This window comes from Lentisphaerota bacterium, assembly GCA_016873675.1.
Taxonomy (GTDB): Bacteria; Verrucomicrobiota; Kiritimatiellia; order RFP12; family JAAYNR01; genus VGWG01.
This window is the reverse complement of the sequence record VGWG01000066.1, coordinates 1-16,460: the sequence shown is the minus strand read 5'-3', so window position 1 is coordinate 16,460 and position 16,460 is coordinate 1. Positions and strand designations below refer to the sequence as shown.

Genomic DNA, 16,460 nt, shown 5'->3' with positions numbered 1-16,460 from the left:
GGCGCTCGCGGGCTATGCGGGTGTCGTGATCGAAAACACCCGAGCGGACCGTCTCGGCGCGGGCGCGCTGCAGATGATCGAGGCCTGGGTGCGCCACGCGGGCGGCGGTCTGCTGCTGACCGGCGGTCGCAACGCATTCGGCGTGGGCGGCTACTATCGCTCGGCGCTGGAACCCGCGCTGCCGGTTACGATGGAACTGCGCCGCGAACACCGCAAGTTCTCCATGGCCATCGTCGTGGCGCTCGACCGGTCAGGGAGTATGATGGCGTCGGTTCCGGGCGGCAAGACCAAGATGGACCTGGCCAATCTCGGAACGGTAGAGGTGCTCAACATGCTGAGTGGCCAGGATGAGATGGGCGTGATTGCCGTTGATAGCCTGGCGCACGTGGTGGTGAACCGCGCGCCGGTCGACACTCTGCGCGGAGACGAGCGCCGCATCCTGGGCATCCAGTCCATGGGCGGCGGCATTTTCATCTACGAGGCGCTGAAGGCCGCGGCGCGGGAGCTGAACGGCTCGACGGCGGGCGTCCGGCACATCCTGCTGTTCGCCGACGCCGCCGACTCGGAGGAGCCGGGCAACTACCAGGCGCTGGTGGCGACGGCGGCGGCCGCAGGGATCACGGTGAGCGTGGTGGGGCTGGGCACGCCGGCGGACAGCGACGCGGCGCTGCTGAAGGACATCGCCGAACGCGGCGGGGGGCGCTGCTTCTTCACCGACAATGCGCAGGAGGTGCCGCGGCTGTTCGCGCAGGACACCTTCATGGTCGCGCGCAACACCTGGGTGACCAACGCGGCGGTGCCCCGCTTCACCGTCGCGCTGCCGCAGCTCTCCGACGCGCTCCCCTCCGAGGCGCCGCCCGTCGGCGGCTACAACCTCTGCTACCTCAGGCCCGAGGCGACGGCGGTCGCCGTGACCCGCGATGAGAACGAGGCGCCGCTGGTTGCGCTGCGCCGGCACGGGACGGGGCGTTCGGCGGTGTTCACGGGCGAGGCCGACGGCGCGGAGGCCGGGGCGTTTGCGCGCTGGTCCGCGGCCGGCGAATTCTACGGCGCGCTGGCGCGTTATTGCGCCGGCCCCCGGCAGGAGGGGGTCGAGGGGTTGCTGGCGCTGCAAACGCCCATCCCCGGCGGCGTGCGGATCACGGTCTACGCCGACACGCGCCGGAGCGAGCTGCGCGGCCTGAATGATGTGGCGGTGGAGACGCTGCGGCACCAGCCGGGCCTGCCGCCGCGGTCCGAGCGGCTACCGTTGCCGTGGCGGACCGCCGACACGATGGCCATCGACATCCCGTTGACCGGCGGCGAGACGCTGCTGGCGACGGTGGTTTATCCGGATGGCCGCTCCGAATCGTTGCCGCCGGTCTGTCAGCCCTATTCCCCCGAGCACGCCCCGGCGGCGGGGTCCGACGGCGCGGCGGCCCTCGCCGCGCTGGCCGAGGCGACGGGCGGAGCGCAACTGGCCGACGTAGGGAGCGTCTGGGAGGCGATTCCCCGCGGCCGGCGCCACGTGCCGCTGGCGCCGTTTTTCTATCTGCTGGCTGCGGTCCTCTTCCTGTTCGAGGTGTTCGAGCGCCGGACCGGCTGGCTCGACGGCCGTTTGCGGCGGCGAGCCGCGCCCCCGGCCGCGTCCGATGCGCAGCCCCCGACGCCATCGCCATCCGCCGCTGCCGCATCTGTTCCTTTATCAGGTACACCAGCCGCCGCCGCATCCGCGCCGCCCCCGGCGCCATCCGCCGGCGCCCCCGCCGCCGCGGAGGAGAGTCCGCTCGCCCGCGCCAAGCGCCGCGCCCGCGAACGGACCGGCTGACGCGTCATTCCTGACGCGTAAATTCTTGCGCCTCACGCGCGGTCAATGGTAACATGCGCCAACCACTTTTCAGGCCAAATCAGGAGTTAGTCATGAAACGATCGGAAGTCAATGCCATCATGCGCGAGGGAATCGCTTTCTTGGCGAAGAAGCAGTTTCTCCTGCCGTCGTTTGCCTTCTGGACGCCCGAGGCGTGGCGCGCCAAGGGCCCGGAGTGCCGCGAGATTGTGACGAACCAGCTTGGCTGGGACATCACCGACTTCGGCAGCGGCGACTTCATGAAAATCGGCCTCTTCCTCTTCACCATCCGCAATGGGGCGTCGGCGGACCTGGCCAACCCAGCCACCAAGACTTACGCCGAGAAGATCATGATCGTGCGCGAAGGCCAAGTCACCCCCACGCACTTTCACAGCCAGAAGATGGAGGATATCATCAACCGCGGCGGCGGCAATCTTGTCATCCGCCTCTGGAACGCCACGGCCGCCGACGCTCTCGACGACACCCCCGTCACCGTGAGCGTGGACGGCGTGCGCAAAACCATTCCCGCAGGCGAGACCCTCACCCTCCATCCGGGCGACTCGGTTTGCCTCCCCCAGCGCAACTATCACAGCTTCTGGGGCGAGGCCGGCAAAGGCACCGTGCTCGTCGGCGAGGTCAGCCGCGTCAACGACGACCGCACCGACAACCGCTTCCACGCACCGATCGGCCGCTTCCCGCAGATTCAGGAGGATGAACAGCCGCTACACCTCCTCTGCACCGATTATGCGAAGTATTACAGATACTGAGTCCTGTCAGTTGACCCCTTCCGCCCAGGTGCTTGCGTGGCTATAGGATGCTTCCATCTCGCCGGTATCGGCGGCGTCGGAATGAGCGCGCTGGCGCAGGCCCTTCTCGATAGCGGTCAATCGGTCTCGGGGTCGGATCGCCTGCTCGACAGCGGCGATGCGACCGACACGCTGAATCGCCTGCGCAGCCAGGGCGTCGCGCTCCACCCTCAGGATGGTTCCGGCATCATGGCCGGCGCGGCGCGGCTGGTGGTCAGCAGCGCCATCGAGGACGACAACGCCGATCTCGCCGCCGCGCGCCGCCGCGGCATCCCCGTGGTGCATCGCGCCGCCCAGCTCGCCGAGCTTGCCGCGGGGCGAAGACTCATTGCCGTGACCGGAACTTGTGGAAAAAGCACGGTGACGGCCATCCTGGGCTGGCTGTTGCAGGAGGCGGGGCTGGATCCGGCGGTCGTCAACGGCGCGGGCGTGGTCGGCTGGGGCGAAGGCGGCCGGATCGCCTCGGTCCGCCGCGGCACCGGCGCGTGGCTGGTGATCGAAGCCGACGAGAGCGACCGCTCGCTGATGGTCTTCAATCCCGAACATGCCGTGATCACCAACGCCTCGGCCGACCATTTCGGACGCGACGAGGCGCTCGCCCTCTTCAGCCGCTTCCGCGAACGGGTCACCGGTATCGTCATTGACGGGATCGGCGAGACGGCCGCGCCCGCCGAAGCGCGCTGCGAGGGGTGGAACGGCCGGTTTGTCCTGGATGACATCCCCTTCACCGTGCCGCTTCCCGGGTTGCACAACATCTGGAACGCCTGGCATGCGGTGCGGCTCGCCCGCGCCCTGGGCATCCCCTCCCCCGCGCTCGCCGCCGGCCTGGCGACCTTCCGCGGCGTCGAGCGTCGCATGCAGCGCACCGGTTGCTGCGGCGGCGCGACCGTGGTTGACGACTATGCGCACAATCCCGAGAAACTGGCGGCGGCCTGGACCACGCTCGCCGCCGGCTTCGACCGCGTGATCGCGGTCTGGCGTCCGCACGGCTATGGTCCGATGGGCAAGATGATGGAGGATCTGGTGGCGATGTTCGCCCGCGTGGTCCGCCCCAACGACCGGCTCCTGGTCCTGCCGGTCTACGACATGGGCGGGACGGCGGACCGCCGAATCACCAGCGAAACCCTGGTGACGCGGCTCACGACGTGCGGCGTCCCGGCGCAGACCGTCGCCACGCTTGAGGATGCCGAGGCGGCGTTGCGCGCCGCCGCCGCGCCGGACACGGCGCTGGTCACCTTCGGCGCCCGCGACCCGGGCCTCGCCCGGCTCGCCGCGCGCCTCGCGTCGGCCGCAATCCGCTAGGCCAGCACCGCCTTGATGCGGCGGACGCCAGCGGACGACGCCTCCTCCTTCTGAATCTTGAAGGCGCCGAGTTCGCCGGTGCGCGCGGCATGCGGTCCGCCGCACACCTCCTTGGAGAAGTCGCCGACGGTGAAGACCTTGACCTCCTCGCCGTATTTGGCGGCGAAGAGCGCCGTGGCGCCCGATCCCCTGGCCTGTTCGAAGGGCATGGTCTCGCAGGTGATCGGCAGGTCGCGGGCGATGATGCCGTTCACGATCCGCTCGACCTCGGCCAACTGCTCCGGGGTGACCTTCTCGTGGTGCGCAAAGTCGAAGCGGAGCCGCTCGGGGGTGATATTCGAACCCTTCTGGAGGGCGTGCGGCCCGAGGACGATCTGGAGCGCCTGGTGCAGAAGGTGCGTGGCGGTGTGCAGGCGCGTCGTGGCCACGGTATTGTCGGCCAGTCCGCCCTTGAAGGTGGAATCGCCCTGCCTGGACAGCTCCTGGTGCTTCTTGAAGGCCTCCTCGTAACCGGCGCGGTCAACGGTGAGCCCCTGCTCGGCGGCCAGCTCCTCGGTGAACTCCAGCGGAAAGCCGTAGGTGTCGTAGAGCTTGAAGGCGGTGCGGCCGGAGAGCGTGGTCTGCCCGTGCTGCCTGAGCGCGCCGGCGACCTTGTCGAACTCCCGCTGTCCTGAGGCGAGGGTCTTCTCAAACCGATCCTCCTCGGCGGTCAATTCGGAGAGGACCGTCTCGCGCGCGGTCTCCAGTTCGGGATAGACGTGCCGGTAGTTGGCGATGACGGTCTCGGCCAGCGCGCGGCTGTAGCCCGGCGCGATGCCGAGCAGCTTGGCGTAGCGCACCGAGCGGCGGATCAGGCGGCGCAGCACATAATTGGCGCCGAGGTTGCCCGGCTTGACGCCGCCCTTGGGGTCGCCGAGGATGAAGACCGACGTGCGCATGTGGTCGGCGATGATCCGCTCAGCCCGCACGGCGGCGGCCTCGTCGGCGGGGCGGGCCGTGGCCAGCGCGCGGATCTGGGCCATCAGCGGCGCGAAGAGTTCCGTCTCATAGACCGTCTGGCAACCGTTCATCATGCAGATCGTCCGCTCGACACCCATGCCGGTGTCGACATTGTTCTGCTTGAGCGGCTCATAGCGGCCGTCGGCCGTCTTGTTATACTGCATGAAGACGTCGTTCCAGATCTCGATGTACTTGCCGCACCGGCAGCCCGGCCGGCAGGCCGGCGAGCAGGCGGCCTTGCCGGTGTCGATGAACATCTCGGTATCGGGGCCGCACGGTCCGGTGAGCCCGGCGGGGCCCCACCAGTTATCCTCCTTGGGGAGCGCGTGGATGCGTTCCGCCGGGATGCCGAGCGATTTCCAGATGGCGATGGACTCCTCGTCCTTTGGCACGCCCGCCTCGCCGCAGAACACGGTGACCGAGAGCCGATCGGGGGAGAAGCCCAGCCACTGCGGCGAGGTGAGAAACTCGTAGGACCAGGTGATCGCCTCTTTCTTAAAGTAATCCCCCAGCGACCAGTTGCCGAGCATCTCAAAGAAGGTCAGGTGCGAGGCATCGCCCACGGCATCGATATCGCCGGTGCGGACGCACTTCTGCACATCGGTCAGGCGGCGGCCGCCGGGGTGCGGTTCGCCGAGCAGGTAGGGGACGAGCGGATGCATCCCCGCGGTCGTGAAGAGCACGGTCGGATCATTCTCCGGGATGAGCGACGCGCCCGAAATGACGGTGTGCCCCTTGGAGCGGAAAAAGGCGAGATACTGGGTGCGCAGGTGGTCGGCTGTAAGCATGGCGGTTCGATTACCCTCCTCATTGGGAATGGGCACAGGATAGCACACCCGCCGGACGAACGGCAATTCTCATTGTGGAAGCGGTACGCCCGGTCTCCCCTCGCGGTGTCACGGCGCGATCACCACCGGGGTTCCGGAGGGCGCCAGCAGGTGGAGCTCCTCGACATCGGCGTTGCGCATGCGGATGCAGCCGGCGCTGGGCGAGACACCGACCGCGCCGTCGTCCCAAGTGCCGTGGATGCCGTATCCCTTGACGCGCGGCGTCGAGCCGGCGGCCGTCAGCGACAGCCAGCGCGTGCCCAGGATATTATCGGGATGCCCGTAGGGGATCTCGCTGCCGTCGGTCCGCCACCACGCGGGATGCACCACCCGGTTCCCGATCAGGAACGTCCCTTCGGGCGTCTCGCCGGCGCGGCCCACCGAAACCCGGTAGCGCTTGAAAAACTGGCTGCCGAGCGTGACGGTCAGGGTCTTCTCCTTCTTGGACACCGTAATCGCGAACGCCGGATTGTCGAGCACCCGCAACTCGCGGCCGACGACGATGCGGTTGGGATCGGACAGCCCGTTGGCGCGGAGGATATATTCCTGCGTCACGCCGAACCGGCGCGCGATCGAGGATGTCGAATCCCCCTTCTGGATGACGTAGGAAACCTTGCCCGTCATGGGCAGGCGCGAAACCGCGACGGTGATCGACAGCGCGCCGAGGCGTTCTTCGATCTCCCGGCGGGCCGGGCCGTCAGCGACCTCGTTCAACAACGCGAGATAGGCGTCGCGTGCCGCCGGGTCATCCCCCCGTTTCATGCCCTCCTCGGCCTGCGCCAGGAGGTTGCGCTGCCCGGGTGGCAGTCGGTCGATCCGCAGCACCTGAGACGGGGTCGCGGCCGTTTCGGGACCCGCCGCCGGGCCGGGCGGCGCGCCGCGGCCCGGCTGGGCGAGCGCTCGCCGCAGACCGGCCGGCCCGGCATCCATCGAACGGCAGGCGCGTACGCCGAAGACAATCACCACCGCGAGCACGACCACCGCGCACAGGCGCGGCCACAGGGGCGGCGAACCGCCGTCAGAAGCCGTCTCCAACCCGTATGTCCCGCGATTCCAAGACATCCCACCTCCTGCAATGACTGAACCTGCGCACGCCGGCCTGCACCGGTTTCAGGCCGTTACTATACGGCGATGGCGGGACGGAAAGCAAGCGCAATGCCGACAGCATTACCGAATTGACGAAGCGCCAGCGAGACGCTAAGCTTGCCCCCATGACCGACTGCATCCCCCTCTCTGGCGGCCCAGCCCCTGACGAAACCGCACTCCGGGCGGCGCTTGGCCGCTGGTTCAGCCATGCCGATTTCCGCGAGGGACAGATGGCGGCGATCCGCGAGTCACTCGCCGGCCGCGATGTCGTGCTGGTCATGCCGACCGGTTCGGGCAAGTCCCTCTGCTACCAGCTCACCGCCCTTCTACTCCCCCACACCACCCTCGTGATCTCGCCACTGATCGCGCTCATGAAGGATCAGGTCGACGCGCTCGAACGACGCGGTATTGCCGCAACCTTCCTGAACTCCTCGGTCGATGCCGAGGAAATGGCTTCGCGTCTGGCCCGCCTCCGCGCCGGCCGTTTCAAACTGGTCTACATCGCCCCCGAGCGGTTCCGCAATGCCCGCTTTGTCGAGGCTCTCGCGCAGACGCCGATCTCCCTCCTGACGGTGGATGAGGCGCACTGCATCAGCCAGTGGGGGCACGACTTCCGCCCAGACTACCTCAACCTGAGGCACGCCCTCGGCCAGATCCCGGGTGTGCGGATCATGGCGGTTACCGCCACGGCAACGCCAGACGTGCGCGAAGACATCTCGACCCAGCTCCTGCTTGGCGTCGCGCCACGCGCCGCGCCCGCCGTTCACATCCACGGGTTCTCCCGTCCCAATCTCCACCTGAGCGTCACACGGACGCCCACGCATGCCGCCAAACTCGACCGCGTCCGCGCCTGCATCCGCGCGCACCGCACCGGCATCGTCTACGTCGCCACCCGCCGCCAGGCCGAGCGGGTCTGCACGCTGATCCGAGACACCTGCGGCACGCCTGCGCTCCTCTACCATGGCGCGCTGTCCGATGACGAGCGCGCCCGCGTGCAGGACGCCTTCATTGCGGCCGAAAGCCCGGTCATCGTCGCCACCAACGCCTTCGGCATGGGCGTGGACCGGAACAACATCCGTTTTGTCATCCACTGGGACGTGCCGGGATCGGTCGAGGCCTACTATCAGGAGGTTGGCCGTTCGGGGCGGGATGGCCAACCCGCCTGGTGCGAGCTGCTCTTCAACTACGCCGATGTCCGGACGCAGCAGTTCTTCGTCGACGGTGCCAACCCCTCCCCCGCGCTCATCCTCTCCATCTGGGATCATGTCAAGCGTCACTGCGCCAACGGACCGCAATGTCAGTCGCTCGAGGCATGGGCCTCAGCCGTCGGACAGAAGAACGACATGGCGGTGCGCGCCGCCTTTGCCGTGCTTGAGCGCGCCCATCTGATCCGGCGCGAACAGGAGCCGGGCATGCGCGCCGCCACCACGGCGCTGATACCCGGCGCCGACCCGGCCGCGCTCAAGCTTCAGTTCGAGGGTTTGCGGATCAAGGCCGAACGCGACGACCGCCGACTGCAGGCCATGCTCCGCTTTGTCGATCACCCCGGCTGCCGCCACGCCTACATCCTCTCCTACTTCGGCGACACTGCGGAAGCGGCGGTCTGCGGCGGGTGTGACCGCTGCGCCCCGGGTATGGCGAGCACCCTCGCACCGCCCACCGAGCAGCAATGGCTGGTCATCCAGAAGATCCTCTCCTGCGTCGGCCGCATGCAGGGGCGATTCGGCGTGCGCCGCGTGATTCAGGTGCTGCGGGCCGATTCAGACCCCACGCTGGGCGAGCGCGGACTCGACACGCTTTCGACCTTCGGTCTGCTGCGCGACCTGCCGGCGACTGAGATTGCCGCGCTGATTGACGCGCTTGCGGCGGACGGCTCGATCGCGTTTTCCGCTGACGACTATCGCCTGATCTCCCTCACGCCGCGCGGCATCCGGGTCGTCCGGCGCGACGCCCCCGGTTTCCGGATCGTGTGGCCGGCACCCAAACGCACACGTGCGGCGCGTCCGCCGCGCCGCCGCACAGGCTGACCCGAATTTTTATACTAAACTTGGATTGCTCCCGTGATCGCTTTGGCCTCATAATACGTCCCCAACGCACGCCCCCTTTCGGGATGCGGCGCAACCGGAGGATTTTCCATGGCCAAAGGTCAATTCATCATCGTCGGCGAGAACATTCACTGCACGCGTATCCGGCTCACCGCCGGCAAATTCGTCGTGACCCTGCCCGACGGACGGAGCGCCCTCGTCTTTAAATACAAGGGGTGCCCCTGCACGCTGCCCATCCCTCCGGCGGTCGTTGCCGGCGAAGAGTGGCGCAACGGCAAAGTCCGCCACATGGCCGTCGCTGTCTGGCAAGGCCTCTATGGAACGGGCGATGATCGGGCCGCCGGCGTCGCCTATCTGGAAGCCATGGCGCGCGAGCAGGAGGCGGCCGGCGCACACTTTCTCGATCTCAACGTGGACGAGTTCAGCATGGATCACGCCGAAAAGCTCCGCGCCGTCGTCTGGACTGCGGAAGCGCTGCAACGGGCGAGCACGCTGCCGTTGAGTATCGATTCCTCCAATCCCGACATTCTCAAGGCTGGCATCAACGCCTGTGACCGCGCACGGGGCAAGCCGATGATCAATTCGGTTTCGCTCGAACGCGCCGCCACCATCCCGGTGGCCGCCGCCGCTGGAGCCAAGATCATTGCCAGCGCCACTGGCGCTTCGGGCATGCCTGAGTCCGTGTCGGCCCGCCTCAGCAACGTCGCGGAGCTTATGGCCAGCCTGGAACGCCACGGCTTCACACGCGATGACATCTACCTCGACCCGTTGGTCTTCCCCATCTCCGTGGACGGCGCCAACGGTCTCGCGGTGCTCGATGCCATTCGCGCCATGCGCGACGTTTATGGGCCGGAGATCCACTTCGCCCCCGGCCTCAGCAACATCTCGTTCGGACTTCCCAAACGCCCCCTCATCAATCAGGTCTTCACCCGGCTCTGCCGTGAACGGGGCTGCGATGGCGGCATCGTCGACCCCCTGCAGATCAACGACGCCATCCTCGACGGCCTCGATCCCGCTTCTGAACCCTTCCGTCTCGTCATGGATCTGCTGCTCGGCCGTGACGAATACGGAATGAATTACATCATGGCCACCCGCGACGGCACGATCTGAAACCTTTCCGATTAATGTCGACATGATCGATAGTGTCGAAAACACAACAGGCACCCCCATGACCACACTAGACCCGACTCAGATGAAAGACTGGCAGATCGCCGCATCCGCCGAAGCCGGCATGAGGCCGATCACCCGCATCGCTGCCGACCTCGGCATCCACACCGACGAACTCATGCCCTACGGCCACCACATCGGCAAGGTGGACCATCTGCGCGTGCTTGGCCGACTGGCGGCCCGTCCCGACGCCAAGTACATCGACGTGACCGCCATCACCCCCACCCCGCTTGGCGAGGGCAAGACGACCACCACCATCGGCCTGGTTGACGGTCTCGGCAAGCTCGGCAAGCGGGTGACCGGCGCGATCCGTCAGCCTTCGGGCGGACCGACCTTCAACGTCAAAGGCGGTGCGGCGGGCGGCGGACTCGCCCAGTGCATTCCGCTCACCGATTTCAACCTCGGCCTGACCGGCGACATCGACGCGATCACCAATGCGCACAACCTCGCCATGGTTGCCCTCACCAGCCGCCTCCAGCACGAATTCAATTATGACGACGCCACACTCGCCACCCGCAATCTCAAGCGCCTCTCGATCGATCCGCACGCCATCTCGATGAACTGGGTTATGGACTTCTCCGCCCAGGCCCTTCGCAACATCATTATCGGCCTCGGTGACAAGATGGACGGGTTCATGATGCGCAGCGGCTTTGCCATCACCGTATCGTCCGAGATCATGGCCATCCTCGCCGTGGCCCGCGATATCAAGGATTTGCGGGAACGCATGGCCCGGATCGTCGTCGCCACCAGCACCTCGGGCAAGCCGATCACCACCGGCGATCTCGAGGTCGCAGGCGCGATGACCGCCCTGATGCACAAGGCTATCTATCCCAACCTCCTCCAAACGATCGAGGGCAACCCGGTCTTTGTCCATGCCGGCCCCTTTGCCAACATCGCTATCGGCCAATCCTCCATCATTGCCGACCGCATCGCTCTCAAGCTCGGCGATTACCACATCACTGAGAGCGGCTTCGGCGCGGACATTGGCTTTGAGAAGTTCTGGAACCTCAAGTGCCGCTTTTCGGGACTCATTCCCAACGCGGCGGTCGTGGTCTGCACCATCCGGGCGCTCAAGATGCATGGCGGCGGCCCCAGGGTCTCTCCGGGCGCGCCGCTCGACCGGGCTTACACCGAGAGCAACCCCGCCCTCGTCGAACGCGGCTCGGAGAACCTCGTCGCCCACATTGAGACTGTCCGCAAGAGCGGCATCCCGCCGGTGGTCTGCATCAACCATTTCGCATCCGACCATAACGACGAGATTCTGGCGATCCGCCGCGCCGCCGAAGCGGCCGGTGCCCGTGTCGCCGTGAGCCGCCACTGGGCCCACGGCGGCGAGGGGGCGATTGATCTGGCCGAAGCCGTGGTGGACGCCTGCGCCGAGAAGTCGGAATTCCGATTCCTCTACCCCCTGGACATGCCGCTCCAGGATCGCATCCACACCATCGCCACGCAGGTCTACGGTGCCGAGGGCGTCTCCTACACCCCGACGGCCAAAGAGAAACTGGCGGCTCTGGAGAAGGACCCCGAGACCCGCACAATGGGCACCTGCATGGTGAAAACCCATCTCAGCCTCTCGCATGACTCGTCCGCTAAGGGCCGTCCGCGCGGCTGGACCCTGCCGATCCGTGATTTTATGGTCTACCGGGGTGCCGGTTTCGTCGTCCCTGTGGCCGGCGACATCAAGCTCATGCCCGGCACGGCCTCCGATCCCGCCTTCCGCCGCATTGACGTCGACACCGCCACCGGTCGGGTCACCGGCCTGTTCTAAGCCAGAAAGATTTCCAACCCATGCGCATCGTGGTCTGCATCAAGCAAGTTCCGGCCACCAACGACGCCTTGATTGATCCCGAGACCAAGCGGATCGTGCGCGAGGGCGTCAAGGCCATCCTCAACCCCTTTGACACCTATGCGGTCGAAGAGGGCGTGCTGCTGCGCGAGCGGTTTGGCGGCGAAGTGGTCGTCCTTTCGATGGGACCGCCCAAGGCCGAGGCGGTCCTGCGCGAAGCCGTGTCACAGGGGGCCGACCGCGCCATTCTGCTGAGCCACCGCGCCTTCGGCGGCTCTGACACCTGGGCAACCAGCTACGCCCTGGCCTGTGCCATCCGCACGCTGGGCCGGGCCGACCTCGTGATCTGCGGGAAGCAGGCGGTGGATGGCGACACCGCGCAGGTCGGTCCGGGGATCGCGGCGCACCTCGGCTGGCCGCAGGCGACGCAGGTCATGCAAATTCGCTCGGCCACGCCCGAAACCCTCGTCGCCGTGCGCATGCACGAGGATGGCTATGACGTCTGCGAATTGACCCTGCCCGCCGTGATCACCGTGGTCAAGGACATCAACTCGCCGCGTGTCCCGACTCTCAGAAGCCATCTGGCCGCGCAGCAGATGGAGGTTCCCGTCTGGACGCCCGAGACGATCGGAGCCGACACCGCCAAGATCGGGCTGGACGGCTCGCCCACGCGCGTCGTCAAGACCGAACCGCCGCCGCCCCGCCACAAGGCCTCGCGCCGCATCACGGGATCGCCCGATGCCTGCGCCGCCGGCCTGTTGCACGAATTGAGAACACGGAGTCTCGTCTAAGGAGATTTCCATGCGATTGAACCCTGCTGTTGCACGCGGCGATTTCCGCAATGTGTGGGTCGTGGCCGAGGTGCTCTCCGGCCAGATTCAGCCCGTCACGCATGAGCTGGTCGGCGCCGCGCGCGCTCTGGCCGATGTCCGCCGTTCGGAAGTCTGGGCCGTCGTGCTCGGCTCAGGCGTCGCCGTTCAGACCGGCAGCCTGGTCGCCTGCGGCTGCGACGCCGTGATCGTGATTGATGATCCCGCGCTCGCCACGTTCAACGACGAGGCCGCAGCCCGCACCCTCGTGCAGCTCATCGACAAATACCGCCCCGAGAGCGTGCTGTGCGGCGCCACCACGCGGGGCCGCGCGCTCATCCCGCGGGTTGCCGTGCTCGCCGACTGCGGTCTGACGGCCGACTGCACCGGGCTGGCGATTGACCCCGACAACGGCGACCTGCTGCAGACGCGCCCCGCTTTCGGCGGCAACATCCTGGCGACGATCCGATGTTCCAACCACCGCCCCCAGCTCGCCACCGTCCGGCCGCGCGTCATGAAAGCGCTCGACGCCGACCCGCGCCGCAGCGGCCGCATCATCCGCGAGCGGTTGACGCCCCACCCGTCTGACGCCCTCAAGCGCGTCATCGAGGTCTTTCACAGCACCGAGACGGCGGTCAACCTCGGCGACGCCCCATTCATCATTTCCGGCGGCCGCGGCCTCCAGGGTCCCGCGGGATTCACTTTGCTTCGGCAGCTCGCTGCCCGGGTCGGCGGCGCCGTCGGGGCCAGCCGCGCCGCAGTGGATGCCGGCTGGATTCCCTACGCCCACCAAGTCGGCCAGACCGGCCAGACGGTTCAATCCTCCGTCTACATGGCCTGCGCCATTTCAGGCCAGATCCAGCACTTGGTCGGGATGCAGTCGTGCGACCTCATCATCGCCCTGGACAAGAATCCCGACACGCCGATGATGCAACTCGCCGACATCGCCATCGTCGGAGACCTCTTCGAGATCATCCCCGAACTGATTCGCCAGATACCCGCAACGTGAACGCGCGTCGTCAGGCGCACAGCGCGGCGAGCACCTCTTCCTCCCGTGTGGCCGCGCGCAGGCACGCCAGCACGTCGGGCTTGATCAACCGTTGACTGAGCCGTGCGAGAAAATGAATATGTCCGTTACCGGCCGCATCGATCGGCACGAAGATCAGCGCCACCAGCCACACCGGCGAGCCGCTGGCGGGTTCGGCCGTCCCGTGGCCGTGTCGGAACACACCCAGGACAGCAGCCAGTTGCGACACCACCCCCGTGCGGCCGTGGGGAAAGGCGATCCCGTCGGGCATAACCGTCGACCCGCTTTGTTCGCGTTTTAATACGGCCTGGACGGCCTCATCGCGGCCCGCCTGAGGCAGCAACCCGGTCGCCACCGCGGCATCCGCCAGGGTTTCAATAACCGCGTATAAATCATCACCCGCGGGGTCAAACCGAACCAGACATCGCTCCGTCAACACACGACATGCATCCATGCTTAATTCCGCCCTGCCTGTTGTCAAAACACCCCGGTGCGCAAGGCGTCGTTCTCGATGATGTCGCGTTCGAGCAACCCGTTCAGCAAACGCCAGACCGGCCCGGGAGTACCCAGACCGATGGCACACCCTTCATACTCGCAAACGGCCACGACGTTAATCGTCGTTCCGACGATCAACACCTCGGCCGCATCGAACACATCCTGCTCGGAGATGTCGCGCATCGTGACCGCCTTCAGAGCCCCAGCCACAACCTGTTCCTGCGCCAGTTCCATCAGACGCAACATCGAGGTTCCCGCCAGTATATTTTCCAGTCTCGGGAAGACGAGTTCGCCCGAGCCGGTGACGATGCCGGCATTTTCCGTAGCACCTTCGGTGAGGTGGTTATCGGCGTCATAGCCGACGACGAAATCGACGCCCCAATCGACCGCCTCGCCCTTCATGAGCACGTTCGGGAGGTAGTTGCAGTTCTTGATCTCGGCAAACTGAGACGGCTTCGCCGGCACCCGGCTGCGCCGCACGCGCGCGCCGACGGGGTGCGCCGCCATGAAGGGCGCGCCCAGCTTGTAGGCGGTGATGTACAGCGTGGGACCGGGCGGTTCATAAGGGCTCACGCCGAACCCGCCGGGGCCGCGAGCGAGCATGACCCGGCCCGAACACATGCGGTGGCCGCCGGCCCGGATGGTTTCCAGCGTCAGCGCGTGGATGTCGCCCAACCCGCCCGGCCACCGGATGCCGATCGCCGCCGCAGAACGCTCCAAACGATGCAGATGTGCGTCGAGGTTGTAGATCGCGCCGTTCACGCATTTAAACGTGTCAAAGACCCCGTCTCCGCGATGGACCAGATGGTCGTCGATCGGAATCTGCATCAGCACCGGGTTGGTGACGACGCCGTCCAGCAAGCTCGAATACATCGCGTAATAGCCGTCATGATACGGTTTACGCCCCGCTTCAAGAGCTGCCAGGTACCCGTTCAATCCTATGTGTTTCATCCCGCACCCCGACCGAGCCGCTCGCCGGCGTAGGATCCGGAACGGATGGGCTCCCACCACCACGCATTGTTCAAATACCAGTGGACTGTTTTGCGAATTCCGGTCTCAAAGCTTTCCTGCGGCGACCACCCCAGTTCCCGGCGGATCTTGGACGCATCGATCGCATAACGCCTGTCGTGTCCGGGACGGTCCGCGACAAACGTGATCAGGTCGCCATAGCAGCCGCCGTCGCGCCGGGGGCGCAGTTCGTCCAGGACCGAACAGATCGTCTCCACCACCTGCAAATTAGTGCGCTCGTTTGAGCCTCCCACGTTGTAGGTCTCGCCTGAGACGCCGCAATCCAGAACGGTTGCCAACGCGCACGCATGGTCTTCAACATAGAGCCAGTCACGCACGTTATCGCCCTTGCCATAGATGGGGAGGGGCTTGAGATCGATTGCATTCAGAATGATCAGGGGAACCAGCTTCTCGGGAAAATGGTACGGGCCGTAATTGTTTGAGCAGTTCGTGATCACGACGGGCAGTCCGTAGGTGTGGTGCCAAGCCATCACCAAATGATCCGAGGCGGCTTTGCTGGCGGAATAGGGCGAACGGGGATCATAAGGCGTGGATTCCGAGAACAGACCGTCCGGGCCGAGGCTGCCATAGACCTCGTCGGTGGAGATGTGTTGGAAACGGAATGCCCGACGGTGAGACTCGGGCAATCCGGCCCAGTGCTTCCGGGCCGCCTCCAACAGGGTGTACGTGCCGATAATGTTGGTCTGCATGAAGGCGGACGGTCCGTCGATCGAGCGGTCGACATGGGATTCCGCCGCCAGGTGCATCACTGCGTCGGGTCGGAACGTCTCAAACGTGCGGCGTACGGCCTCCGCGTCACAGATGTCGGCGCGGACAAACGCATACCGCTCGTCAGCCGCCGCCTCTCGCAACGACTCCGGGTTGCCCGCGTAGGTGAGCTTGTCCAGGTTCAGCACGCGGACGTCTCGCGTCCGCAACAGATGCCGTATCACCGCAGAGCCGATAAACCCCGCGCCGCCCGTCACCAGGATTCGTTTGCCGTTGGTCATCACCCATCAGTCCTCTTCGCGCGCCACCCCGCCGTATTCCGGGGAAGTCCCGGCCTCAGCCGGCTCCGGTCCGGCCGCCACTGCCGTGGACGGATGGGCCGGGTCTTCGACCGGGATTGCCATCCGCACGTCGGGAGCGCCGCGGTAGGCATATTTTCCGCCATAGCTGTAGGAATAGCGGTAATGATAGTCATACCCGCTGAACATGCTGCGGCGGCTGAAGTCCACATCATTCACAAGCACCCCAATCACCCGCGCGCCGACCTCG

The 16,460-nt window shown here is 66.4% G+C and carries 13 protein-coding genes; 8 read left to right on the top strand and 5 right to left on the bottom strand.

Annotated features, from left to right (window positions below):
• The 3 genes from FJ222_08825 to FJ222_08815 all read left to right on the top strand — a co-directional run.
• On the top strand, positions 1 to 1,807 hold a 1,807-nt coding region (locus tag FJ222_08825; GenBank protein MBM4164523.1), incomplete at its 5' end, for a VWA domain-containing protein.
• Between the two features lie 92 nt (positions 1,808 to 1,899).
• Positions 1,900 to 2,592 carry a D-lyxose/D-mannose family sugar isomerase gene (locus FJ222_08820; protein MBM4164522.1) on the top strand — a complete coding sequence of 231 codons (693 nt, stop codon included), beginning with the start codon at positions 1,900 to 1,902 and terminating at the stop codon, positions 2,590 to 2,592.
• A 36-nt stretch (positions 2,593 to 2,628) separates the two neighbouring features.
• Positions 2,629 to 3,933 carry a UDP-N-acetylmuramate--alanine ligase gene (locus FJ222_08815; GenBank protein ID MBM4164521.1) on the top strand — a complete coding sequence of 435 codons (1,305 nt, stop codon included), beginning with the start codon at positions 2,629 to 2,631 and terminating at the stop codon, positions 3,931 to 3,933.
• Here the strand turns inward: FJ222_08815 and FJ222_08810 are convergent.
• Both FJ222_08810 and FJ222_08805 read right to left on the bottom strand, forming a co-directional pair.
• A complete protein-coding gene (locus FJ222_08810) occupies positions 3,930 to 5,720 on the bottom strand; it encodes an alanine--tRNA ligase (protein ID MBM4164520.1) in 1,791 nt (596 codons plus the stop codon). The two genes, FJ222_08815 and FJ222_08810, sit on opposite strands and share 4 nt — an antisense overlap.
• Positions 5,721 to 5,828: 108 nt before the next feature.
• Positions 5,829 to 6,821 carry a LysM peptidoglycan-binding domain-containing protein gene (locus tag FJ222_08805; protein ID MBM4164519.1) on the bottom strand — a complete coding sequence of 331 codons (993 nt, stop codon included), beginning with the start codon at positions 6,819 to 6,821 and terminating at the stop codon, positions 5,829 to 5,831.
• Between the two features lie 149 nt (positions 6,822 to 6,970).
• Here FJ222_08805 and FJ222_08800 point away from each other — a divergent pair, with 149 nt between their 5' ends.
• From FJ222_08800 to FJ222_08780, 5 genes are all read left to right on the top strand, one after another.
• On the top strand, positions 6,971 to 8,872 hold the full coding sequence (locus FJ222_08800) for an ATP-dependent DNA helicase RecQ (protein ID MBM4164518.1): 1,902 nt from the start codon (positions 6,971 to 6,973) through the stop codon (positions 8,870 to 8,872).
• 108 nt (positions 8,873 to 8,980) lie between these two features.
• Complete coding sequence (locus FJ222_08795; GenBank protein ID MBM4164517.1) at positions 8,981 to 10,000, top strand: hypothetical protein; 1,020 nt, start codon at positions 8,981 to 8,983, stop codon at positions 9,998 to 10,000.
• A gap of 58 nt (positions 10,001 to 10,058) precedes the next feature.
• Positions 10,059 to 11,825 (top strand): formate--tetrahydrofolate ligase, encoded by a 1,767-nt coding sequence (locus FJ222_08790; protein MBM4164516.1) that lies wholly within the window; start codon positions 10,059 to 10,061, stop codon positions 11,823 to 11,825.
• 20 nt (positions 11,826 to 11,845) lie between these two features.
• Positions 11,846 to 12,634 carry an electron transfer flavoprotein subunit beta/FixA family protein gene (locus FJ222_08785; GenBank protein MBM4164515.1) on the top strand — a complete coding sequence of 263 codons (789 nt, stop codon included), beginning with the start codon at positions 11,846 to 11,848 and terminating at the stop codon, positions 12,632 to 12,634.
• Positions 12,635 to 12,644: 10 nt separating this feature from the next.
• Positions 12,645 to 13,661 carry an electron transfer flavoprotein subunit alpha/FixB family protein gene (locus tag FJ222_08780; GenBank protein MBM4164514.1) on the top strand — a complete coding sequence of 339 codons (1,017 nt, stop codon included), beginning with the start codon at positions 12,645 to 12,647 and terminating at the stop codon, positions 13,659 to 13,661.
• A 10-nt stretch (positions 13,662 to 13,671) separates the two neighbouring features.
• Here FJ222_08780 and FJ222_08775 read toward each other — a convergent pair whose 3' ends face one another.
• Genes FJ222_08775 through rfbB form a run of 3 tightly spaced genes read right to left on the bottom strand, consistent with a single transcriptional unit; the run spans position 13,672 to position 16,192 of the window.
• The gene (locus FJ222_08775; protein ID MBM4164513.1) at positions 13,672 to 14,133 is read right to left on the bottom strand and encodes a hypothetical protein; all 462 of its coding nucleotides are present in this window, start codon (positions 14,131 to 14,133) and stop codon (positions 13,672 to 13,674) included.
• A gap of 23 nt (positions 14,134 to 14,156) precedes the next feature.
• Entirely contained in the window at positions 14,157 to 15,125 is a 969-nt protein-coding gene (locus tag FJ222_08770; protein ID MBM4164512.1) for a hypothetical protein, read from the bottom strand.
• Positions 15,122 to 16,192 (bottom strand): dTDP-glucose 4,6-dehydratase, encoded by a 1,071-nt coding sequence (rfbB, locus tag FJ222_08765; protein ID MBM4164511.1) that lies wholly within the window; start codon positions 16,190 to 16,192, stop codon positions 15,122 to 15,124. The genes FJ222_08770 and rfbB overlap by 4 nt, the downstream gene beginning before the upstream one ends.
• Between the last annotated feature and the right edge of the window lie 268 nt (positions 16,193 to 16,460).